28 protein-coding genes are annotated in these 23,150 nt (G+C 37.2%); 1 reads left to right on the top strand and 27 read right to left on the bottom strand.

Features of this window, described 5'->3' with window-relative positions; translation table 11 throughout:
* Nucleotides 1-4: 4 nt before the first annotated feature.
* Entirely contained in the window at nt 5-370 is a 366-nt protein-coding gene (locus ACFOSX_RS05520) for a hypothetical protein (RefSeq protein ID WP_386097825.1), read from the top strand.
* Nucleotides 371-787: 417 nt separating this feature from the next.
* On the opposite strand, the gene ACFOSX_RS05515 is transcribed toward ACFOSX_RS05520, so the two are convergent.
* From ACFOSX_RS05515 to ACFOSX_RS05385, 27 genes are all read right to left on the bottom strand, one after another.
* Nucleotides 788-1,363 carry a hypothetical protein gene (locus tag ACFOSX_RS05515; protein WP_386097823.1) on the bottom strand — a complete coding sequence of 192 codons (576 nt, stop codon included), beginning with the start codon at nt 1,361-1,363 and terminating at the stop codon, nt 788-790.
* Nucleotides 1,360-2,457: a PIN domain-containing protein gene (locus ACFOSX_RS05510; protein ID WP_386097821.1), complete on the bottom strand. Its 1,098-nt coding sequence runs from the start codon at nt 2,455-2,457 to the stop codon at nt 1,360-1,362. Before ACFOSX_RS05510 ends, ACFOSX_RS05515 begins: the two co-directional genes overlap by 4 nt.
* Nucleotide 2,458: 1 nt before the next feature.
* Nucleotides 2,459-3,535, bottom strand: coding sequence for a DUF4238 domain-containing protein (locus tag ACFOSX_RS05505; protein ID WP_386097819.1), 1,077 nt, complete (start codon nt 3,533-3,535; stop codon nt 2,459-2,461).
* A 6-nt stretch (nt 3,536-3,541) separates the two neighbouring features.
* Nucleotides 3,542-4,519 (bottom strand): nucleotidyl transferase AbiEii/AbiGii toxin family protein, encoded by a 978-nt coding sequence (locus ACFOSX_RS05500; protein WP_386097817.1) that lies wholly within the window; start codon nt 4,517-4,519, stop codon nt 3,542-3,544.
* Nucleotides 4,519-5,244, bottom strand: coding sequence for a DUF6088 family protein (locus tag ACFOSX_RS05495; protein ID WP_386097815.1), 726 nt, complete (start codon nt 5,242-5,244; stop codon nt 4,519-4,521). Before ACFOSX_RS05495 ends, ACFOSX_RS05500 begins: the two co-directional genes overlap by 1 nt.
* Nucleotides 5,245-5,394: 150 nt before the next feature.
* Nucleotides 5,395-5,598, bottom strand: coding sequence for a hypothetical protein (locus ACFOSX_RS05490; RefSeq protein ID WP_386097813.1), 204 nt, complete (start codon nt 5,596-5,598; stop codon nt 5,395-5,397).
* A 2-nt stretch (nt 5,599-5,600) separates the two neighbouring features.
* Nucleotides 5,601-6,464: an alpha/beta fold hydrolase gene (locus ACFOSX_RS05485; protein ID WP_386097811.1), complete on the bottom strand. Its 864-nt coding sequence runs from the start codon at nt 6,462-6,464 to the stop codon at nt 5,601-5,603.
* The gene (locus ACFOSX_RS05480; RefSeq protein ID WP_386097809.1) at nt 6,461-8,407 is read right to left on the bottom strand and encodes an L-dopachrome tautomerase-related protein; all 1,947 of its coding nucleotides are present in this window, start codon (nt 8,405-8,407) and stop codon (nt 6,461-6,463) included. Before ACFOSX_RS05480 ends, ACFOSX_RS05485 begins: the two co-directional genes overlap by 4 nt.
* A gap of 80 nt (nt 8,408-8,487) precedes the next feature.
* On the bottom strand, nt 8,488-9,285 hold the full coding sequence (locus ACFOSX_RS05475) for an antibiotic biosynthesis monooxygenase (RefSeq protein WP_386097807.1): 798 nt from the start codon (nt 9,283-9,285) through the stop codon (nt 8,488-8,490).
* Nucleotides 9,286-9,306: 21 nt separating this feature from the next.
* Nucleotides 9,307-9,831 (bottom strand): VOC family protein, encoded by a 525-nt coding sequence (locus ACFOSX_RS05470; RefSeq protein WP_386097805.1) that lies wholly within the window; start codon nt 9,829-9,831, stop codon nt 9,307-9,309.
* Nucleotides 9,832-9,861: 30 nt separating this feature from the next.
* Complete coding sequence (locus ACFOSX_RS05465; RefSeq protein WP_386097803.1) at nt 9,862-10,668, bottom strand: aldo/keto reductase; 807 nt, start codon at nt 10,666-10,668, stop codon at nt 9,862-9,864.
* 110 nt (nt 10,669-10,778) lie between these two features.
* Nucleotides 10,779-11,678 (bottom strand): helix-turn-helix domain-containing protein, encoded by a 900-nt coding sequence (locus ACFOSX_RS05460; RefSeq protein ID WP_386097801.1) that lies wholly within the window; start codon nt 11,676-11,678, stop codon nt 10,779-10,781.
* 35 nt (nt 11,679-11,713) lie between these two features.
* Nucleotides 11,714-13,159 carry a type IV secretory system conjugative DNA transfer family protein gene (locus ACFOSX_RS05455; RefSeq protein WP_386097799.1) on the bottom strand — a complete coding sequence of 482 codons (1,446 nt, stop codon included), beginning with the start codon at nt 13,157-13,159 and terminating at the stop codon, nt 11,714-11,716.
* Nucleotides 13,159-13,866 carry a DNA methyltransferase gene (locus ACFOSX_RS05450; RefSeq protein WP_386097797.1) on the bottom strand — a complete coding sequence of 236 codons (708 nt, stop codon included), beginning with the start codon at nt 13,864-13,866 and terminating at the stop codon, nt 13,159-13,161. Before ACFOSX_RS05450 ends, ACFOSX_RS05455 begins: the two co-directional genes overlap by 1 nt.
* Nucleotides 13,867-13,878: 12 nt before the next feature.
* Nucleotides 13,879-14,910: a MobB family relaxase gene (gene mobB, locus ACFOSX_RS05445; protein WP_386097795.1), complete on the bottom strand. Its 1,032-nt coding sequence runs from the start codon at nt 14,908-14,910 to the stop codon at nt 13,879-13,881.
* A 38-nt stretch (nt 14,911-14,948) separates the two neighbouring features.
* The gene (locus tag ACFOSX_RS05440) at nt 14,949-15,365 is read right to left on the bottom strand and encodes a BfmA/BtgA family mobilization protein (RefSeq protein ID WP_386097793.1); all 417 of its coding nucleotides are present in this window, start codon (nt 15,363-15,365) and stop codon (nt 14,949-14,951) included.
* A gap of 396 nt (nt 15,366-15,761) precedes the next feature.
* Nucleotides 15,762-15,959 (bottom strand): hypothetical protein, encoded by a 198-nt coding sequence (locus ACFOSX_RS05435; protein ID WP_386097791.1) that lies wholly within the window; start codon nt 15,957-15,959, stop codon nt 15,762-15,764.
* A 12-nt stretch (nt 15,960-15,971) separates the two neighbouring features.
* On the bottom strand, nt 15,972-16,352 hold the full coding sequence (locus tag ACFOSX_RS05430; RefSeq protein ID WP_386097789.1) for a DUF6876 family protein: 381 nt from the start codon (nt 16,350-16,352) through the stop codon (nt 15,972-15,974).
* A 76-nt stretch (nt 16,353-16,428) separates the two neighbouring features.
* The gene (locus ACFOSX_RS05425; protein WP_386097787.1) at nt 16,429-16,785 is read right to left on the bottom strand and encodes a single-stranded DNA-binding protein; all 357 of its coding nucleotides are present in this window, start codon (nt 16,783-16,785) and stop codon (nt 16,429-16,431) included.
* 609 nt (nt 16,786-17,394) lie between these two features.
* Entirely contained in the window at nt 17,395-18,462 is a 1,068-nt protein-coding gene (locus tag ACFOSX_RS05420) for a beta-galactosidase (RefSeq protein ID WP_386097785.1), read from the bottom strand.
* Nucleotides 18,463-18,737: 275 nt separating this feature from the next.
* On the bottom strand, nt 18,738-19,346 hold the full coding sequence (locus ACFOSX_RS05415) for a MarR family winged helix-turn-helix transcriptional regulator (protein ID WP_386097783.1): 609 nt from the start codon (nt 19,344-19,346) through the stop codon (nt 18,738-18,740).
* 50 nt (nt 19,347-19,396) lie between these two features.
* Nucleotides 19,397-19,660, bottom strand: a complete 264-nt coding sequence (locus ACFOSX_RS05410) for a DUF2024 family protein (RefSeq protein ID WP_386097781.1) — start codon at nt 19,658-19,660, stop codon at nt 19,397-19,399.
* A 1-nt stretch (nt 19,661) separates the two neighbouring features.
* Complete coding sequence (locus ACFOSX_RS05405; RefSeq protein WP_386097780.1) at nt 19,662-20,387, bottom strand: hypothetical protein; 726 nt, start codon at nt 20,385-20,387, stop codon at nt 19,662-19,664.
* 70 nt (nt 20,388-20,457) lie between these two features.
* Nucleotides 20,458-20,691 carry a thioredoxin family protein gene (locus ACFOSX_RS05400; protein WP_386097778.1) on the bottom strand — a complete coding sequence of 78 codons (234 nt, stop codon included), beginning with the start codon at nt 20,689-20,691 and terminating at the stop codon, nt 20,458-20,460.
* 149 nt (nt 20,692-20,840) lie between these two features.
* The gene (locus tag ACFOSX_RS05395) at nt 20,841-20,987 is read right to left on the bottom strand and encodes a hypothetical protein (RefSeq protein WP_386097776.1); all 147 of its coding nucleotides are present in this window, start codon (nt 20,985-20,987) and stop codon (nt 20,841-20,843) included.
* 29 nt (nt 20,988-21,016) lie between these two features.
* Nucleotides 21,017-21,319 carry an antibiotic biosynthesis monooxygenase gene (locus ACFOSX_RS05390; protein WP_386097774.1) on the bottom strand — a complete coding sequence of 101 codons (303 nt, stop codon included), beginning with the start codon at nt 21,317-21,319 and terminating at the stop codon, nt 21,017-21,019.
* 296 nt (nt 21,320-21,615) lie between these two features.
* Nucleotides 21,616-23,037 carry a TolC family protein gene (locus ACFOSX_RS05385; protein ID WP_386097772.1) on the bottom strand — a complete coding sequence of 474 codons (1,422 nt, stop codon included), beginning with the start codon at nt 23,035-23,037 and terminating at the stop codon, nt 21,616-21,618.
* Nucleotides 23,038-23,150 lie beyond the last annotated feature (113 nt).

Below are 23,150 nucleotides of genomic sequence, written 5' to 3'. Positions count from 1 at the left end.
TATTATGAAAAAATTGGTCACTTATTTATCGGTCCTCTTGCTGTTTGCCTGTGCCGGCGAGCAAAGTTCTAAACCCTCAGATGTCGCAAAGACTGTTCTCGAGAGTATTTATCAAGGCAATGAAGATGTTCTAAAAGCGCACACCACCAAAGAAGGCTATGCCAGTTTTAATACGGTGATGGCAACGTTTAGTAAGAACAAAAATTCAGATTCTAATTTCAAAGTCCTCGAAGAATCAATAGACGGTGATGTCGCTTGGGTTAAATACACTACATCCTACGATAAGACACCAGGTATCTTTAAGCTCATAAAACAAGAGGGTGAATGGAAGGTGACGGCGAGACGACCTAAAGAAAAGACGCCATTCTAAATTTTGAGCGAAACAAAAAAAGCTACCATATGGTAGCTTTTGTATTAGCAGCAGACCGAGGAATCGAACCTCAAACCTATCCCCAAGCTTCATAGTGATTGGAACTTATCAAGAAATTTCTGTTCGGACAAGTCTGCTGGATAAGGGTGTCTGCCCACCAAAAAGAAATATCACGGTTATTATCATTGAAATGATTACGAAGTTTAAAACTTCTGCGATTTTATTGAAAAGTGTTCTCATATTGTTTATGTTTTTAATTATAAAATTACACACGAGACTTACAATAATCTCTTGGATTAAGCTTGTTGCCCAATACACTACTACGCCAAAATTTTAAAGAACTTATATAGGTTTTATTATTATCTAACTCTCTTTAATTAATAGCAAATATTGTACCAAATCTTGAATAGTATTTTTTCAATTTTTGAATTTTGAATTTTCAAAAATCACCATTTCAATTGCTCTTAAAGAGGTGAGTTTGTACCCAACCTTTTCTTCAATATTTTGATGTATTTGTAGGTACTCTTTGTGTCTTGCAAGTTTACTCAACAGTTCGAGGTATTCAGTATAAAATTTCACATTGCCTATTCTGTAATCATAGGGTTCGAGATTGAAGATGGCTTTGTAAATTCGGCTGTCCCATATTGCATAGTTTTGAGGTGAAATAAAATGCAACAGTTTTGAAACGCCAACCAATGAATTGTTTATTTTTCCCTTAAAATATCCCAAGTCTTTAAAAGTCAAAGCCTGACCAATTTTTGCATCGTTCAATAATTTGAGTGTATGTTCTGATTGGCTCAAATCCAATTTGAGAATCGTAGGCATCCAACCGTAAGTAAAATGACCTGCAATAACCAAATGATGTTTTTCTATTATTGGAACGTTTTGGAAGTATCGAATAAATTCTGGATATGCCTGCACGTATGAACTCTGATTGTCAAACTGTAGATTCTTCAGTAAACCTTGAAATTCTTTGAAGCTTAAATCTATCATCTGTATTCGTCATAAATTTTATCAATTTCAATACTGCTTATCTCCAAATCAGCGTCAACAATTAAGGTAATGGATAAAGGCACGTTAAGACTTGTGCTGGCCAGCATAACGTGGCGGTTCCAGTCTGGGTCTATAATTGCAACCTTAGGTTCCATATCCATCCAATTGGTATATTTTTCTATAAATAGGTCGATTTCCGTATCAATTTCCGTAGCGACCTCAAGAATGAACTCGGTAGCATTCAGTTTCTGTACCGATGTAATCTCCAACTCAAAATCTTCATCATTGATACCACTTACCGTACTACTATCAAATTCGTACTCATCCCTTGATTGATAATGATATAATTCCTTGCCGATATAATTATCGAAAAGGAAATTGGTAATGGGTGTCTTGATGTCAAAATCCCAAATCTTACCATCTTTTATTCTATTCCTAAATGATTCAGCTTGCGAGAAGAATAGTTTTGTGGTCGTATCGTTAAATTCCTTTAAGCCACGTCTCAGTTCTACCGAAGATGCGTCGAATTCTTCTTCAGTCAATTCGTTTATCAAATCTGAGTGTATCTTATCGCCATCGCCAGAAAAGTCAGTATAGTTATTCGTAATAAAAATCACTTCAGGATATGAGATTGCCTGTTCATCTTCAGTCAATATCGACTTCACATTTTCCCAAATCAGGCTATCACGGTATCCCTTTTCGTTTGAATTGAAAGGTTTAATTTTCTTCATCGCTTTTTGCGAAAGTATCTTGTGACTGGTTTTGGGGTATGGTAAGAATGAAACTTTGTTCTCTTTCAGCTTTTTAATGAGCTGGCTCCGATATTGTGATGTGTTCTCCTTAATAAAATCATCGGTTACCTCATTGTCAAAAGACTCTTCAGTAAGTTTCTTTACTGTTTTCAATTCTTTATCGATTTTTTGTTGGGCTTGTTTTAAACGCTCTTCAAATTTATTGCAGACTTCGTCGATAATCACTTTGGGGACGTAAACATCCAACTTTCCTTGCTTGGAACCTTCTAACAATATTCTGAAACTGGGTGAACCCAAGTGCCAATCAGCTATTATGATATTCGAATCGAGAACTACCTTCATATCAACTTTTATATCTATTCCTTAACTGGGTTTTATCCATTTGTACCCAATCCACTATCTCTTGATTTCTGAATTCGTTCATTCCTATATGACCAATGCGATTTTTTGCTTCTTCGGTAAGGCTGAAATATGAAAAATTTGGGTTGTTGGTATGTTCTAAATAATAGGATAACAAGACAAAACTATTCGGTTTTGTAGGATGTGGTATTTCCTCATTCACATATATATCCTTTTTCAAATGACGACTCTTTAACCCTAAGTTTAGGACATAATCATTCTCGGATAAATTGCCGTAATAAAGAATTTTATCCGATGCAATTGCTTGTAGCAAATTGATATTGTCAACATCCTCCTGAACATTAAGACATAGTGTATCTCTATCTCCATTTTGAAGAGCATACGCCAAAGGGTCGTAATACATTAGACAGAATTTGGGTGAAAGTGGAAAGAATATAATTAGCCCTTTACTTAGCAATCCACCATTATTGGGGTAATCTTTATTCGAAAGAAGTATAGGATTAAATTGCACAAAAGGGTTGTCAGAAAGTATAAAATTACTGGCAGTTTGGTTTTGTAGAAGCAACAAGTTCAAATCTCCCGTGATAACCCAATTATCTATGTTATATGCCAAATTGAAAGCTGCTGGTTCTGGATGCTTAATTCTGTGTGTACTGAAATCAATCTGGCTCAATTCTTTATCATACTTAGCTATTGTTTTGAAGGATGAATTGATGCGCTCTTCGGTATTGAACACACTTGACTTTGTTCTAAAGGCGTACATCATCACAAAATGAAGCAAGAATGAATTGGCTTTTTCGGTTCTATCGGGTAATGACCCAGTTGCTATGATATCTTTAATAACTTCAGAGGACTTACCTTCATATAAGGATAGGTAATCTTCAAATGTTGGGTCTATTCCATAAAAATAGGATTCTTGCGCCTGTGACCTAATCGGTGCATCCCTCACAGATTTTCCAGTATTCTTATTGAATAGATAAATGGTTTTATTGTTCGATTCAGAAGAAAAATTCCGCAACAGGAATTGCGATACGAAGTGCTGTCGTTTTTTGTTTGCCATACGCCCTTACATTTTCCATTGTATATGTTTGAGGCGTTCACTTATCCGCAATAATGATTTTACGACCAGGGCTTCTTCAGGCAACTTTCCTGTAAGCAATTCGGCAAACGTGGAATTATAAGTCTTTCCTATGGTTTCCCAAACCTCTTCGGTCTTGTTGAATAGCATTGCTTCTGAAGGATGCTTTGACAGCCATTCTTTATCGTTGGGTATGGCTTTGTCATCATCCTTTCCGACCTGTACCAACATTGCTTCAAAATCCGTGGAATGCATAAACTCACTTATTCTATCGTGTCGAAGCATTTGGTGCAAGTCGTAAGTATGGCGTACTTTACCAGCAAGTTCCTTAAGAGGTTCATCAGCATAAGAAAACCGCACCAGACTGATTATCTTTTCGCAAAAGGTACGTTCGATACTCAAGACATTAACGTCAAACGGTTCCAATCCATAATTCTGTATTAGGTCCACATTGTTCGTAGTGCCTATAAATTCTGCAATCATCGTATGGATAGAAATACTTTCGTAAGGATGGGTATTCCCGAGATTGGATACTTCTACCGCAATGGTTTCACTCACTTGTCCGAAATCACCTTGAGAGTTGGCCTTGGGATATTTGTAGTATAGCTTTCTAATTTTCCCAAGTTTCACCTCAAAAGGATGGCTCGGAATATAAGCCAAAGCACCACCAACGGTATTGGTCACTTTCTTTAATTTACCCTTTAAGGCGGCGCCACTATCGCCTTCTTTTTGAAAAACGACCAGGTCGATATCCTCTGAAAATCGTTCGATGATTTTAAAGCACTTGGATAATGAAGTTCCCCCTTTGAAGACAGCCAAATCTTTGGCTGTTTTATCCGAGAATATCTGTTTAAGGGCATAGGTGACCCAATAGTCCTTCTCGATATATATCTCCGGAATGTAAAAGTGCTGTGCTGCCGCTACAATGGCACCTTCAAAGGCATCTTTATATTCGTGAAGTTTCATTAAGCAATGTTCCAGTTTGAAATGGTGGGCAATATTTTTTCTGATACACCAAACTCATAACTGCTCAAATAATTAATTGTGCCTTTAAGCGACTGACTCAGTTTTTTTAAGGAAAGTGCTTCAAGAATGGCTCCTAAAAAAGCCCGCACTTTTGGTGGGTACGACTTAGCGAATTTGGTCAATTTGTTCTTTTCACTATTGGAAAGCTTTCGAACTTTTTGTTTTATAAATCGCACTCCCTGTGCTTTATCCAAATCGGGAATGTTCTTGAAATCTTTTATGACATCCAATAACTGCAACAGGGGTACATTGTACTTCGTAACCCGCACATAACTCTTGGCAGGTTTAATAACCATATTTCCAATTTTGGTCTTTATCTGCTTATCCTTACTGGCTACACGCACTACTTTAGGGACTTGCGTGGTCAATCCCATTTGATTGTACAAACGTATTCCTGTCACATAAGCTATTTGTCTGTTGTTCTCAAATAGATACTTTTTTAATAATACGTTCTCCCTTGGTTCCAGTTCTCCAAAAACAGTATTCTTTGGCTTGTAATACATTCCATTCTTATATCTCTTGATAGTACCATCAGCAACCAATCTACTTAAAGCTTTAGCTGCAGCAGAAAACTCATCTTGAGGAATAGCCAAACTATCGTATGTAAATACTTCTCCAGCATCCATACGAGCAACTCTATCTCTTATATCTTTAGTAATACTCATAACTCTAAGGGTACAAATATATGTAATTCTATATATTTTGTCAAGTTTTTTCCATATTTTACTTGACTATATATGACAATAACCGTTCCATTAGCTACTTTAGTATTACTTATAGCATCAATACCATTGTAATTACTAGCATTGTTTAAATTACTTATGGGATTTGAACTCTAGTACCTTCGTCCAAAATGGAATGAGTAGATACACCATTGCTGGCACTAAAATTATGGTAAGAATAAAAGTTCTGAGTAAAATTGGAAGTTGATTTAGCATATCACCGAATAACAATAAGATTAGGGTAATTGCAGGATAAATAGCTATCCAAACAATGAATGTAGATTTTAGCTTTTTCATTTTTACTTATTTAAAAAATTTAGGACATCAGTATTGAATCTATTGGGTTCTTCAATCATTGGCGAGTGTCCGCTGTTTTCATAGATTATGGTGATGTTGTCCTTTATTTTCTCTTTTAGCGTATTAATTGTCTCCATTGGTACAATCGGGTCGTGTTGCCCTTGGATTATCAAAGTTTTGGCATTGATATCTTCTAAAGAATCTACCATTAGGTCTTTTCCTTGTAGTAAGGATTTGATGATTTGATGAACCGTGTAGCCATCGTTCCAGCTTAGTTTTTTTATCAAACTTTGCTTCAGATTTTCTGGTCGTAACAACTCCTCGTTCTGAAAGAAAATACGTTTCACATAGCTGGCCATATCTTCGACGGTGGAAGGATTCGCAAAAGCGTAGATATCATCAGCATTGGCATCTTCAGGTAAACCCAGCAGAAAAGCAGGGTCAACAATAATGAGCTTATCCAATTTTTCAGGATGTGTTACGGCAAATAATGCCGATACCCATCCTCCCATAGAGTTCCCAATGAGCGTAGCTTTTTTTATTCCTTTTTGCACCATAAACCCGTTCAGGAATTCTACCAAAGTCGACCCTTTGTAAGGCATCAATGGTTTGTCTGAATAACCAAAACCTATTTGGTCCAAAGAAATTACATTGTAGTTTTGAGCCAGTACTTTTATGTTTTTTATCCACCTTTCGGAATTGCTCCCCAAACCGTGTAATAAAATCAAAGTTTCGCCTTGTCCTTTTTCAACATATTTTAAAGTCTGTCCATAGACCTCTATGCTTTGAAAATCACTTTCTTTATCCTGCGCCATTATGGCGGTATTTGCTAAGAGTACAACAAGTACTATCATTATAGTTTTCATAATTTCTTATTTAAATTTTTGTAAATGTCTAAAATATTTTGCTCACCCTCTTTCCCGGGTATCGAACTAACGTGTTCCATATCTATAAACCCTGTGTAGCCGCTTTTATAAATATGTTTCAGAATATTTACAAAGTTCATTTCTCCGGTTCCGGGTTCGCTTCTGCCCGGATTATCGGCCATATGGATATATGCGATTTCGTCAAAAGTCTGGTCAAAGGTGTTGATGATGTTACCATTTTCAATCTGTACGTGGTACATATCAAATGTCAGTTTTATAGAAGGACTATTAACCGCTTTTACGATTTCGTAGGCTTCGGTAACTTTGGTAATAAATGTTCCAGGGAATTCCTTTCCGTTAATCGCTTCCAAGCCTAAAATAAGTCCTGCCTTTTCGGCTTCTTTGGCAATGACCCTTAGATTTTCTATAAAATTTGCCTTTTGATATTGACGTTCCATCGTAGGATGACTTTTACCCGATAGTAACGTCAGGTACTTACCGTTCACCCGTTTGGCAACTTCAACGGTTTCCCTAATTTCTTTTAAGATAATCTCACGTACTTCCGAAGGTTCGGAAACCAACGTAGCGTTTTGCCAAGTCGTCGTGTTGTGTACAAACGAACCGAGTTGCAATTCGTTTTTTTCAAGCTCTTGAGCAATGGCAATCTGCTGTTTCACAGGGCGTATTTTCATAAAATTGTCCTCGATACCTTTAAAGCCCTGTGCCGCGATAAATTGAATCTGTGAAATAGGGTCTTTGCCTGCGTGATTGATAAACATACCATCTTCCAAACTTGTCAAACCAATATGTGGTGCGAACTTTAGTTTAAAATTGGTCTTGCTCGTAACCTCTGTTGAGTTGGTCATGTAGATTTTAAAATCCCCTTTCTGCACATTAACACCGTTATTTAGCCCAGGTAGTCTATGGAACTGTGCCGTAGTAAAGTATAAATTGCCTTCGCTATCAAAGTCAATACTATCCGGCCAGCTGATTTTATCATTTGAAATGACTTCAATCAATTCATTTGTTTCGGGATTGTACTTCGTAATGGCATTGCGCTCCAAATCGGTTAAATAGAGATATCCATTCTTGAATGTAATCCCGTCGGTTATTACCGTACGTCCAACAAAGCGTAGCCATTCTTCCGTGTGTCTTTGCGAAAGCGTAAAATCATTCAATACCCTCGTATCTATTTTCATCAAAGCGGTTGAGCCAGAAAAGGGTCTGTACTGAAAATAGAGGATTTCATTTTGGGAATCGTAGGCAATGCCATCCGTGGCATAAAAATTTGCGGCATCCACCAATGAAATTCCTTCAATGGTCAATGTTTTCTGTATATCATTCTCTGGTAATTTATTTTGAAGTACCCGTTTTTGTTGCCCAGAATTTAGGTTGATTACTAGTATTCCGCCGTCAACACTATCGGTGATGTAGGCAAAGGATTGTAATTTGTCCACTCGCACATCATTGAGATAGCTTTTTTCTGAAAGTATATTTGAATCAATGCTCGTTACGCTCACTACCGTATTGGTCTCCAAATCGAAATGGATGAGTCTTGCTCCGCCTTCAATCACACCCTGACGTTTTGGCGAGCCGGTGTCCAACACCCATAAATCATTTTGGGCATCGATGGTCAAGCTTTGTACGTTGATGAAGTGACTGTCAGATATATTTAAAGCGTATCCTTTCTGGTTCCAGTTTTTATTTGGAAATGGCATTTGACTTCCATCCTCAAAAATTTCCAAAACCGAATTTGAATGTGTATCTGATGAGTAACTGGAATATGGAAGGTTCGTAAAAATCCTGCCTTCTTGGGAAACAACCACGGCCGTAGGCCTGTGCTCTTTAAAACTCGCTATTTCCTTTAATTGTGTTGTTTCTGAAGCAAGGCTCACAAACATTGTGAGTAGCGCCGTTGCTATCGTAAATATTGTTTTACTCATTGCTGTATATTTGTTTAGATATTCGTGAATCTTCGATTTCATTTTTCTTTCTTTAAATAGTATAATCCTTATTTCTGCCCTTAAAATTTCAAGGGTCTATAAATTCCAATTTTACGACCATCACCACCAAAGGCACCGAAGGTTTTCATCAGTTGCACGAAATAGTCGTATTGCAAATGGTCGTTCATCCCATCAGATTCGGTCCACCATTCAAAGAGTAAAAAATCTCCAGCATCTTCCAAGTTTTGAAAGTACCCGTAATGGATGGCGCGCTCTTCTTTTAAGGTTTCCACCTGTATTTGGGCGACCGACTTTCGCGTTGCCGTGATTCCTTCCTTTTTAATGGGAACATCTACGAACAGCACGAAGGGGCTGGTACCCATACCTACCTTGTTCAACCTATCTAATGTCTTTTGCGCCGTTGGTGCCGTGGCTGGAATAGTGTCCAGAAAGGCGAGGTCCGCTGTATTATGCTTTTCTCTTTCGTTACTCATAGCCCGGTACCATTTGACTCCACGTATGGCCTTTACCAAATCATTTAGGCACTTATGGCGATATGACTGATAGGTCTCGTTCTGATAGTCTGCAACGGATGCCCATTCTTCAAAGAGTACAATTTGTTCTGGCTTTTCTACATTTTGAAAAAACCTGTAGAAAATTGGATTGCTTTTGCCCGTTGCAAATTGAGATAACTTTTGAAGATGTTCGATGCTTTTTTCAGCTTCACTTTCTTTAAATTCGAAGGTGGTGCGTATTCCTACTTTACCAATCGCTTGTTGATTGATATGTTGTTCCAAGTTTATTGCTTCAACCTGCTGACCAAAAGTTAAGGTCGTGGTCATCAGTAATAGAAGAAAGCTTATGTTAAGTGTTTTCATTGTGTTCGTATTTAAATGTTATTATTTAGATTTTTTTAGTGGTCCTGCAAATTCAATGACATTCCCATTTAAGTCTTTTATAAAAGCTACCCTTCTGGTATAGGTATCCAGTGGATATGTTCCTGCTTTAATGAAGGTTTCTATGCCCTTATCGTTCAGCTGTTTCATTGCCAGGTCGATATCATCGACCTGAAAACAAATGTGGGCGAAACCTTGGTGGGACAGATGGTCGGAAAAATCGCTTACCTGCTTGTTGTTCTGTTCTGAAGATTTATCCCCAATAATTTCGATTCTGAAATCACCATTGTTCAAATAAGCTAAATCCAGATTATCCAGACCTTCGACCTTCCATTGTACCTCTACTTCAAAGCCCAAGATATCTTGGTACCATTGTAGGGTTTCCTCAAAGTTGCTCACCCCTAACAAAAGGTGGTCCGCTTTCATTGTGGCCAATCCTTTGTCATTACTATCTGCTTCATTTTTTGAAAAGCTGTAAATCATTACACTTGCCAAGACGATTGCGATTACTGTTACTGTTTTTCTCATTGTTTTATTTTTTAATCTGTTATTGTTGTTTTAAAATTTGATATCCACCTTGTAGGAATCCAAATTTTCCATCAAGTGCTTTTCTGAAGATGTGCCTGGAATAGAAATAACGTTCGGCGCATAATCAAGCAACCAAGCAAGGGAAAGTTGGTTGGTGGATACATTTTCTTTTTCCGCTTTCGCGAAAGCGTCATCATCCCAATTATTGACCGCTACCGGTGTGTGTGCCACAAAAGCAATGTTCTCTGCCGTTGTTTTCTTTACTACAGCCTCGTAACGTCTGTCTTTGAAACTGAAAGCATTTTGTATGGCATCAATTTTTGCAACAGATTGCGCTTTCTCTAACTGTTCTACGGTTACGTTGGAAATACCAATATGTTTGATTTTACCTTCTTTTTGGAATTCTGCCAAGGCGCCTACGGATTCCTCAATGGGAATATTCGGGTCTACCCGGTGTAGGAAGTACATATCAATGATTTCCCGTTCCAATCGCCTTAAACTTCCTTCGATGGCCGTACGTAAATAGTATGGATGGCCGTTTGCCATAATAGCTCCAGGCTTATATTTTACCGCACCGCCTTTGGTAGCGAGCATTACCTTATCCTTAAATGGTCTAATCGCTTCTTGAACTAGAAGTTCAGAAGTATAAGGTCCATAAGAATCTGCGGTGTCTATAAAATTGACCCCGTTCTCGATGGCAGTCCTGATAACTTTAATAGTATTTTCCTTATTCAAGTTATCTCCCCAAATTCCAGCTCCAGTTGAAGCTCTCATTGTTCCAAAACCGATTCTATTAATTTCGAAATCTCCTAGTTTAAATGTGTTATCTGTTTTCATTTTGTATTGTTTTTTAGTACAGTACAAATATCCGACAGATGGGAAGGTATTTTATGGTAAAGAAATCAGTATGACTGGTACATTTTCCAGTTTTTAGCAGAAAAAGAAGATTATAAGCGATAATCCGATGGTGAAACCCCAGTTTTTTGTTTAAAAAACTTAGTAAAGTTAGAAGCGTCCTGAAACTTCAAGAAATAGGCAATCTCGTTTATAGCCATATCTGTATTGTTCAAAAGCGACCGTGCTTCGAGAACAATTCTATCGGAAAGAATCTCTTTTGGGGTCTTACCCGTTACTTTTTTAAGTACCTCACCTAAATAGGTTGCGTTTATATTGATTTGCGATGCTATTTCTGAAATAGTAATGAGACGTTCTACATTATCTTGCGTAATATCATAGAGATGTTTTTCTACAATTTGCTCAAACTGTTTTACGATACGATTCTGCTTTGTTTCCTTTTGATTGCTATATTGATAATTGTAATGCTCGGTGCTTTGATGCATTACGAGCTCCAATAAGGATTTTGCTTTTGCAAAACGATGGACGCTTTTCGAATAACTGATATCATATAAATGCTGAAACATTTGTTCTGTCTCTGACAAGATTTCATCGCTTAATTGGACCACGACTTTTGAAGTGATTTTAAAACCATCGAACTCGGTCACTAATTTCTTGAGTGTTGGATGGTCTTCAAAAAAACTGTCCATAAAAACAATGACATAGCCCTGCCATTCGGATAGCCGATTGTAATATCGCAAATGTTGCGGTGCTTGAAAATAGATACTCCCTTCGGTAATGTGATATTCGGATAGACCAATTTTGTATTCGGCTTCCCCTTTGGTCAATAAAATGATGGAATAGGTATCACTACGGAAGATGCTCGTTTCCTTTACCCAAGTGTTGGGCGTATCTGAAAATTTATGGATATGGAAGTCCTCACTTAAGGGTTGTACCGTTTTTAAACCTCTAAGTAAAGCAAAAATGTTCTGATAGTATTTTTGTTTAGACATTGAAAGTCCAATTTACAAAATCCTAGGTTTAGTGTTTAATCAGAATTAAAAATCGACCTCGCCTCATCATAAACCCGCTCAAAATTAGCCTCCAAATCTGCTTTGGAAAATTGGTTTACATTCTTCGGTAATTCTCTTTGTATGTTGGCTAACTTAAACTGCACTTTTTTATCCTTACCATCGGCATAGGTGATGAACTCGCCTTGCTTTAATCTGAAAAAAACATCCGCTCGAATCTTTGGGATTTCCTTTTCACCTGTGGTAACTCGAGTGTCAAAATCGAGATTATGACCACGACTTATGCTTTTGGTGGGATCCTTGATGATTTCAAAGAATCGTTCATAATATTTGGCGGTGTCTGGGTCGTTTACCTTTCCGAAGAATTGGTAAGATAGATTGCTCAAAATAGCCTTACTTGCCTTATCGCCATACATCATATCATTCTGGATTTTATCCTGCATCACGTAAATAGTTGAAATATTATAGCTTCTCAAAGTTGCTGGAATACGGTGCATATTCAACAATCGGATGGTGGGTGCTTCTTCCATTAGCAAGAAAGATGGCTTGCTGTTTCTTACGCTCATCTGCTTGGTAATCGTGTGGATGATAGTGGCGATGACTGGTGAGTAAGAAGTTTCATATTTCGGGTTATTAACCACGGAAATGACAGCTGGATTAGCTTCACTATTGATGTTTAAGGGTACCTCATCCGCAGACAATGCCATAAAAATGCGTTGTGTGCTAATTCGCTTCAGCGCATTGGCCAGCGTACTTTTAACGCCTGCGGTTTGCCTGTCGGAATCCTTACCACTAATAAAAGCATCTGCCATTGCCCTTGATGTCGTATTGGTTTCCAGAAACTGAATCAAGCTTTTGGTATCAAGAAATTGATAAATCGCAATGAGATGTGGCAAGGTGCAAAATTCCGGGTAATCTGTTTTCATCTTCCAAATCAATCCGCCTATCAATCCTTCCGAAGCATCGTTAAAGAATTTTGTCGTTCCTGTGGTTCCGCTTTCCCTTTGTTCTAAGAGATTTTCAATTAATACCCTTGAGACTTCGTTTACGCTTTCCTCGTTCTCTAAATAGCGTGGCGCAATAGGATTTACCCTATGAATGATTTTATCGAAGGAAATGACCTTAAACGGAATATCGCTATCCTTAAAGAGTGGATATGCCATTTCGGTCAGTTCAAAGTCTTTGTAATCGTGTATGATTCCGCAGAATTTGTTTTCACGAAAGTGTTTTAAAAACCCATAGACCACACTTTCCGTTTTGCCACTTCCTGCAGAACCAATGATGGATGCACCACGTTTTATGTTATCGATTTTAAACTTGCCGGATTTGGTCCTGAAGTTTATTTGATATCTTTTATCTTTCTTTACAGATTCTTCATCATCGAAAAAGACATAAAAAACTATGGCTATCAATAGTATGGGCACCAAAACATAAACAAGTATTTGTGGGATTGTAATTAGCATTAGAATAGGGTTAGTTGTTTCTTATATTCATAGAATCTCTTCTTTGCAGATTCTACATATTCCTTATTGATATCCATTCCTACCAAATCATATTTCATATTCCAACAAGCCATAGCAATGCTGCCACTTCCCAAATGTGTATCAATGATTTTATAACCATTTTTGGCATAGTTCATAAGCAGCCATTCATAGAGCGCTTTTGGCTTTTCCGTAGGATGTATTCTCATTTGTTTATTTTTCATATTCTGTTGAAGCATCCCGTTCCACAACCATCTAAAACAACCCATAGGTCTATCGAAAGATGTCCAAGCGAGTTCCCCATCAGCAAAATCGGTATTGTACTTAGCATCCGTTCTTTTGTCCCAAAAAACCCAACCTCGGGACTTAGGTAACGGGAAATAGTTACCGCCCCAAATGATTTGATTTTTAGAAACCCTCATTAACTCTTTCCAATATTTTTTTTCAGGTATAGCTTTGTCCCAATCGCCAATTGAGCTATAGTCTCTTCTTTTGGCCAGACCAGCTTTAAGACTTTGTGTAAAATTCATTTTATGGATACTGATTCCATATGGTGGGTCAACTATGGCCAAATCAAACTGCTTATCGTTGCATTGCTTTAGGTACTGCATACAGTCCATTGTAAACAGCTCAATCTTCGGTGCATCGAAGCTTGTTCTTCTGTCAGATATGTCCTGTAGATTTTCCATAGACAACTTAGTTTAAATCCCGATTGAGCTTGATTTAATAGCCACCTCAGCACCTTTTCTTAATCTTTTGAAAACCCGAAGTGCCAATTGCGCTTTACTGGTGGGAATATTGGGAATCAACGGTATGCCTGATTTGCCCATTACTTTAAATGCCAACGCTTTTTCATTTGCAGGCAATTTCAATAGCGCAGCGTAGTACAGCTTTGGGTGCTTCACAAAGTCCTTTCTCGCTTTGTAGGTTTCAGCAAAGTTTCGGTCGTAGCCAAAAGTCTTATCAAATGTTTTTTCAGCCGCTACAAAAAATTTATCCCTGTCAAAACCGCGCCCTACCTTTTTACCGTGCATCTCTACATCTGATGCCTTGTACTTGCTTCCTGGGGAAAGACTCACCGAGTTGGAAGCATCCTTTCGGCTTACGATGATATGGATGTGGCTTTGATTTCCAGCTTTCTGCATTCCCTGTAAGATGCGGATACCGTTTTGTTGGTACGGTGCCTCTTTTTCCAATTTTCCGATTTTTAGTTTTAAGCGTTCGATATTTCCCGTTGCCTCGCCGTGTTCTATTTTTCGTATTTCCTGTTTCAGTTTTAGAATCTTGGTGGCATAAGGTTGGTTTTCGCGCACCTGCTTGTCCGTTCCCTTGAAGGTTCGTTGGTGCTCAATCTTGGCATAGTACTTTATATCATCGACCGTAATTGCCCGACCGTTTATTTCACGGTTGAAAGACTTTACGTATTCCTTCATCAGCTCTCGGGTGTATCGCTTCAAATCTTCAATACTGTTCTCTAATTTTCGCAATTCATATTTGGACGGACTCACGGTGATGGAATAAAACTTCGGTTCTTTCTTTTTGAGCTTTGCAGTATTTCCATCAATTTCTCGGACCACTTCTTCAGCCGAAATTTCATCACCATATTGATTAAAGAAATGTTCCATTTCTTCTTGCTGACGACCCTCATTTTCCTTCTCTAAATATGACACAAAACTGGCTGAGCTTTGCCCATAATTTTTGTCCAATTTCTGTGCGGTTATGGTAATGTACATTATTCTCTCTTTTAGATTTCTTTGTTCGTATTTCTGCTTTACCGCTTCGCTCTCCCTTCGGTCGTGAACCTCGTAGACTCGGTTTCGCGAAAGCGGATTTTTTCCTTTTTGCCCGCAGCGTTCTTTTCCAGAATCAAGGGTTTCTTTTTGGGTTCTGCTTCTTTGAACAAGGATTCCATCATCGCAACGGTAGGCTTGGTTTGGCTCTTTTCGATATCGCGCAAAATGGCAATGACACCATTGATTCGCTTTTTGATAAGCTCTTCCAGCGTCTGCATTTTCGGCCCTAAATTCTCGCCAGGCGAAATGCCATTATCTTCAAAAAACTCGAGCATCAAAAGCAAGGTCATCGATTGTGATTTTGAAATTTGACGTGAAAACTGCCTAAATTTCTTGACTACAGATGTTTTGATGCTTATGCTCTCGAACCGTTCTTTTTCGTATCCTTTATCCATTTTTCCGTGAAAAATTTGCCAATTTTACTGGGCTGCGACGGTTTTTCCGTGAAAAGTGTTCCCAATTCTTGTTAATTCATAGTTTCAAAAAAAATCAAATGATTGATTTTCAACACTTTAAAAACGAAAAGGAATGCTTAACATCGCGTAGCGTGTTATCCTCTTGCTATTCCTTTTCGTCCCGCTCGCGGGACAAAATTCCATACAATTACAAAAGGTAATGGCTCTTACATCTGATAAAAAGTGGATGGAATTATTTAAGAAAAAGAAAATGGAAACGTAGAATTATCCATATCAAAAACTAAAAATTGTTGTGGATAATTCAATTTGCAAATGAGAAGAAATAAAAAAGACCCTTGAAAAAATCAAAGGTCTACTTACATCGGTTTTCTGTTTTTAGATATTGAATACGAAATTGTAACTGTAAAGATTTCGCATTGCTTCTTCGTCGAGCATCTTGTCCAAGTTGGTGTTGTACTTTGTGGCATAGTCCATTAAATCCTTGCCGTATTTTTGTTTTACATCCGCTTTAGAATTTGCCAATAAACGTTCCTGGGTCTCTTCGCTCAAATCGGTAAAATTTAGATATATCATACCTTCTAAATTTTAGTATTCGCTCGGCAACATCAGCGTATCGTTTACAAAAAACAATCGCAGTTCATCAAGCGGAAAATCGGTAGCATTATAACGGTGCGTTTCCAAAATGTTATCGTTTCCATCGCTGTAAATAATTTCGGCTTCATAACCAATAAAGTCTTGTCTGTCTTCGGTCAATCTCTTAAAATCTACCGTAATAAATTCGCTTCGGTTCATCAGACTTTTGGCAATAACTGAAGCATCCGTAATGAGCCAAAAACATTCGGCAACTTCCGTTAGATATTTCAGTCCATCCGTAAATCGTGTTCTTATAAGCGGTAGGGAATAGAACATTTCCGTTCCCGTAAAATATTGCAACCGCTCTTTTATTTCATTAACTTGTGCCTTCATTGTTTATCTATTTACATAGTGAATAATGAAAAAGAGGGCGAAACTTTCCACAGGTGCGCCCTCTTTCTTTTGAATGTTACTCGGCAGATGTATTGCCGTTTTTAGACCCTAATAAAAGAATCTCATTGGCTTCCACTTCGGTTACATAGCGAGTGTTGCCATCGTCCGTAGTATAAGAGCGTGTTTTGAGTTTCCCCACTACACCGATTTCCTTGCCCTTTCCTGCATATTTTTCGATGATTTCGGCGGTCTTACCCCAAGCCACGACCGTGTGCCAGTCCGTGCTCTGCACTTTCTCGCCTTTGGCATTCTTGTAATACTCATTGGTTGCTAAAGAAAGACGGGCTACTTTTTTACCACTTTCAAGGTTAGTAATGGTTGGCTCTTGACCAACGTTTCCAATTAACTGTACGTGATTTTTAATAGAACTCATAATAAAAGATTTTAAATATTAATTAATAGGCTATCCGAACCCTTCGGACAGTTTGCGTGTATATTTTTTTTGAATGATTTACTTATTTTATCCAGAGCGTTTTCCCTTTTTTGTTTTTTTAACTTTATTTCCGCTTCCGTGTTGATGATTGTGCAAGAATTCATAGTTTTCGTTTTTGATTTACTTCCCTTAGAGCCTTCGCTGTTACCTTTTTTTGTTGCTGAACGATTTGACAATCGGCTGGGGCGGTAAGGCGTATAAAAAGTGTAGCGCAGCGCAACGGTTTATGCCGCCGTCCGCCCCAGGTTATTGTAGTTTTGCTGGCAAAAAAAGGTAGGGACAGCGTGGTCTCGGAAGTGTATCGGAATACGCTACGTGAATTGCCCAATTATCGGAAGTGGAAATGAACTTAAAATTTATAGTTTAGTACCAGCGAACGTATCCGCTTTTGATTGACGGAATGAAGTGTCCCTTCCCAGCTTAGCGGGTAGGGTTAACGGAATGCAGGAAGTAAAAAGCGGATGGGTTCAACACCTTTGTAGTGAAGCTCTTTTCACGCAATGAAGCTTTTCGCGAAATGTAGGGGAATGTGCTGAGTGGGTTATGTTTTTATCGGTTATATTTTTCAAATGTTGAAAAACTAATTTTTTTGGACAATGTGGTATCATCTATTAACCCAGATTTTGAATGTGCTGGATTACTACCTCCCTCGATAAGTTTGAAAAAGTAAGTCTCATCTACATCCATCAAATCAATCGTTTTTATATATTTTTCGAGTTGGTCAGATTGGTATTGTTCCGTTTCTGGCTCAATATTTACGTTTGGCCCACCAAATTCTGAAATTAGAATTGGTTTTTGAACCATCGTTTTGATATTCTGAAAATAAATGTTCCAATTCTCAACATCATCATATAAATGAATATCAACAATATCGTAGAGAGCGTTTTCTAAAACATATTCAATTCTATCTATGACAGATTGTATTTCATTACTGTTGCAATTTGCTTCCAAATAGGCTTGGTCATAAAGTATGCCTTCATCGTCATAAAACTCATCAATCAGTCCGTTACAACCTGCCAAAAATCTTAAAGAAATTGTTGTGAAACCACCAAGTACGAATTTGGTATTGGGCGAATATTCTTGAATGGCATTGAATACGATGTTGTTGGCAGAGACAAATTGTTGTTCATTACCAATGTACCAAAAGTCGGTTTGCCACTCGTTACCAAACTGTATTTTTGAGATTTCATTTGGATATCGCTGAAGTAGTTGTTCGATATAATTTTTGAATTCATCGTTGTCATTATATACACAGGAATTGGAATTTTGTTGAGAACTACAAGCCCAATCGGGACCATTAGATTGAATTGTCAAGAATATTTCTATATTATTATCTTGTGCCCATTGAATTCTTTCATCAAGAGGCTCCCAATTAAAATTTCCTTCTGAAGGTTCTCTAAAGCTCCAGTTTTCACCAATTCTTATCCTATCTACATCAAGTTCGGCCAAAAGGGGTTTCGTAAAATCTCTTTGTTCATTATCTGCTACTGGCGGAAACGATATGCCCATTGAAAAATCAATTGGATTTTGGGCAGAACCAATTTGTTCGTCATTATTACCTGAACAAGCAATTAACATAAAAATTGTCAATAGTAATACTGTTAAAATTTTTTCCATAATTGCAAGAACCTTTTTAAATCTGTAACAAATATAATGCTATACCATTTCTTTATAGCGATAACACTAACACTTTTAGAATGATATTGAGCAGACTTAATTCACAATTTTTGATAGGAAATGAAGTGTTCTTTTTCAGAGAAACGGAAAGCGTTTGCGGAATGAAAATCTGAAATTGAGGATTGTGTCCAAGATTTTTGTAGGAAAGCTCTTTTCCCGGAAAGTAGTGCAACGGAATGTAGGGGAATGTGCTGAGCGGGTTTTAAAAGCACCTGCTAAACAGTCTTTTTCTGATATTCTGGGCAATCCAATCGGATTTCAGTAGTCTTTAATACTTTTTGAAGTAGGTTGCAGTAGTCTGTTCCGTTATTTTTTTGGTAAAACGTACACCCATAGCAAGTCCGTTGTACGGTCAAAATTCCACTTCGGTTTAATTTATAAATTAGCTCGCTAATTGTACTGAACAGGTTTTCTAATTCATTCTCGTTGAATTTGTCTATCAGGGTTTTAAGAGGTTTTGCAAAATCATTTGTTTCTGTTACCAATTTTTTTCCCAATTCGCTCAACTGTAGTGAGTAGCTACGACTGTCCGAAGTTGAAAATTTTTTTAAAACGATTCCCTTTTTGTCCAAAACCCTGACCGCATCGCTAATAGTTGGCTTGGTCACATTAAACTCTTTGGCTAAATGGCTCACATTGCTCAAGTCCTGTTTGTGGAATGCTATGAAAATCAGTATCTGAATTTGGATTGGGCTTAAGCCTACCAATTTGACTTTTTCCCACAACAACACTTTAAACACTTCTGAAATCCGTTCCAATCCTGCAACGATTTTGCTCGAAGTATCTATTTCCTGTTGTTTTGGATTAAATAAGCTGTTATCCATAAAAAAAGTCCCGTTTGTTGAACGGGACAAAGTTAGCAATCCTAATTAAATTAATCGCAATTCTCCATTTCAATGATGTGAAAGCCTGCATTTTCTATTGATGTAAGGATTTGTACGGTGGCGTGTTCAATATGGCAAAACCTGCATTCTTTCGCTGTTAGATGCTTTGTGGTAAAAGGTTTTGTTTTAAGATATTGTCTGCCGAAGCCAAAAATGGTTTCTTCGTCAGTGACTTCATTTGGCACGAGGATGTCAAAATGCATCACTTTTCCGTCTTCTCGCTGTACATAGGTATCCCATACTGAAACTTTCATTCTATTGTTTTTTTACGGTGTAGGGCAATGATAAATCGCCACTTGCAACGCCATACACTTCGTAAACGCCCAACATTGGCATATTCTCATTACTCGTGTTCACTTTCATAAATGCTGTAACACCATCATAATTAAAATCTGATTGATTGTTCATTCTGTAATTTGGAACGATGACCTTTATCGTATTTCCCATTGTGGTTACAGGAAATCCTGGCGAGTCCATATACATTGGCATTCCAGGATTGGTTGGTGGCAATACTACAGTTTTATCTGCTTTTTTAAATTGTTTTACAGAAAGCCCACCTGCGACCCTTTCATCTTTTGTTAAGATTACCCAATGTGGATGCCAAACAAGGCCGTCATTGTCAAAAATCTTATCATTGTTTTCATCCCAAAGTGGTGTATCATCAAAATCGGGATGCGAAGTTAGGGCAAGAGCAACAATGCCGTCCGTTTGACCAAATCCTACATCGGTCGGTTTTAAACTGGTCGGGAAGACGTAACCCAAAACTGGCGCTCCGTCTAATTGCCCTGCCTTTGTCGGTGTAGTTTTTCCTGCCGTTCCGTTAACATCAATTTCCCAAACAGTTATTCCCAAATCAGATTTGTTAGTAACACGAACTTCTTTTATGGCGAAGTCATTGTTTTTATAAGGGCTTTCTTGAGCACACGATTTTGTTGTGCTGAAAACCATTGTTGCTAAAAGTAATAATATTATTGATTTCATAATTTAAAGATTTAGAAAATTAGGATTCCAATAATTATTTAGGAATCCTAACTATTATGTTTAAAAAATATTAGCCTTTTACATGGTCCATTGATGCACCAAAGTTGATGTGTAACGTATTTCCATTAGGTGTTACTAAAGCTGGTACAGATTTTACACCGGCGTTTTCAGCTTCTGTAATTCTCGACCTGTTTTCGCCAATGTGAACCACTTCCACATTGTCTGCTCCGATTAAGTTTACGATGTCCTGTTCTGCACTTACACAGACTGGACAACCCGCGTGGTAAAAAATTGATTTGCTCATTTTCTGAATGAATTTAAACTGTTATTGCATTATTGCTCTGCAAATATAGTAAGGATTCCTAACTATACAAATTAAATTTATGATTTTATATAGACCCAACCTTGCTTTCCCGACTGGAATGTTATCTTTACTCTCTTGTAATCATAAACTTAGCACAAATCTACTTTCTTTAATTCATCTGTGGAAATTTCGAAGAGTATTCCTTTTATTTTGTCATTTGGGTCTTTACTTGGAACAGCAATAGGGTGAAATTCCTGTTCGATTTTTTCAAGAACAGTTTTGTCTTCAAACTGCATTACGTTTATCGTACCTTTAGAAAGTTGAGTTATTCCGCAAAAACCTCACAATGTATTATGCTGCCAGGCCAGTCTACCAAATATTTTTTATCGTCTTTGTAAGCTGTAGCCTCTTCAAAATTGGGGCCTGTAAAGTTTTTTACAACGTCCAAATCTTCCCAAAAGGTTAGTAATTTGAAATAGGTAAACTCCTCGTCGGAACGTTTCAAGAATGTAAGTTTTACAAAACCCTCTGTTTTTCTGTAATCAAGGATATCCCGTTCTTCGATAAGTTGGGTATAGGTATCGGAAAACTCGATTTTTGTTTTTCCTTCCCAGATTCTTGCTATCATATTATTTTATTCTTTTAATGTACGCTGCCTCTATATATTCACACTTACACAGTTTCTCTATTCTTTTCAAAATTCGCTCCTTCAATACGGAATTATTTGTTCCTGCGCAAAGGAATGAAAATCTGAAATTGGGGATTGTGTTTAAGACTTTTGTAGGGAAGCTCTTTTCCCGGAATGTAGCTTTTCGCGAAATACAGGGGAATGGGCTGAGTGTATTATGAAAATAAACTTTTCATTAGTGCGATAGTATGGGAAAAATGTTAGTAAATTCTATCGAGAATCCAGTTCACAAACTCTTATAAAACATTACCTCTATAGTAATCAAGTACTCTTACAAATAGCAAATATTCATATTTTGTATTTACAAAGTTGACTTTTGCGTTATCCAAATTGTTTTTGCTATTAATATAATTCAAGAAATTTGAAATACCGTTTCTAAATCTTATATCGTTTACCCGGAATGATTCCTCATATGCCTCAAGCTGTTTTAATAAACTTTGAAGACGTTTATATGCTACTTCCATATCAAAATAGATTTGGTCAATAGCGTTTTCAACCTCTAAATGTGTACGCTGTAACTCAACAATGGACTCTTTGACTTTAATTTTTTCTAAAGCTACATTGTTCTTAGCTCTAAATCCATTGAAAATTGGGACTCTCACACCAATACCTATTACTGTGTTTAAATTATTGTCGAGTTGCTCTCTATAACCGATGCGCTCAGGGTTAAAGGATGTTTGCTGGGTCATAACCTGGAAATCTTGCCCATCTATTGTGACAAAATCACCAGTTTCAACAATACTTTGACCTGTAGAGTTAAATATCTGTGCCACACTTGAATAATTAGAATTTAAACCTCCGAAAATAGATACTTCCGGTGTAAATTGTGACTTTGCTATACTAACCCCTTTTTCTGCTGCCTCAAGCCTTGATTTATTAGCTTGAAATATTGCTAAATTTGCTACTGTTTCTAAATAGACTTCATTTACTGATAGACCGTAAGGTTTAAAATCTAAGAAAAAATCCTTATTTTCTATAGTGATATTCTCTTTTAAATTTAATAACCGTGATAAGCTTAATCTTGCATTATTTAAATCACTATGTGCATCCAAAATACTGGTTTCATCGTTAGCGAGTTGTCCTAAAATATCTAAATAGTCAGCTGGATTTCCTGATTCATTCTTATAAAATTCTTTTTGAATCTTAAGTTGCTCCTTTGTAGTTTCATAGCGCTGCTCGGTTAATTGTAAAATAGCTTTGCTGTTTAGAACTTGAAGATATGCCAGGGTTACGTTTAGCACTAAATCCTGTTTAGAAGCTTCTACTTCCATATTGGCAGCTTTTTTGTTCAAACTATTTTGTTTTGCAATATTGATTAATCTAAATCCATTGAAAACGGTCATATTCAAACGTAGACCCAAATTTGAAAATGTCAATTCTTGATTTATAAAATCGTTTGTAAATGGGTCTATACTCCTTCCGTTGTTAACTCCTAAATTAAAATTGCCATTTAAGGTAGGTAACAAATCTGCTTTGGCTTGTTGCAAATTTATTTTGGCTGAATGCGCACTTAAAATGCTTGACTGGATTTCTAAATTATTTTTTAAAGCAATTGCAACACATTCTTCTAAAGTATAAATTTTAGATGCTTCATTTTGGGCATAGCCTATTAAGCCCAATAGAATTATAACGGCAATTGCTGAAATTTTTTTATTCATATTTATTACGTTAAATATTATTAGAGATATATGCCATTAAGAGCAATTTATATCTCAGATATTATAATTACTTTTTAAATAAAAAGTTTTGTGGCAGAGAGAGCACCTAAGAA

Source organism: Winogradskyella maritima, from assembly GCF_042650215.1.
In the GTDB taxonomy this organism is placed as follows: domain Bacteria; phylum Bacteroidota; class Bacteroidia; order Flavobacteriales; family Flavobacteriaceae; genus Winogradskyella; species Winogradskyella maritima.
The sequence above is the reverse complement of the archived record's forward strand: the minus strand, read 5'-3'. Positions and strand labels throughout refer to the sequence as shown.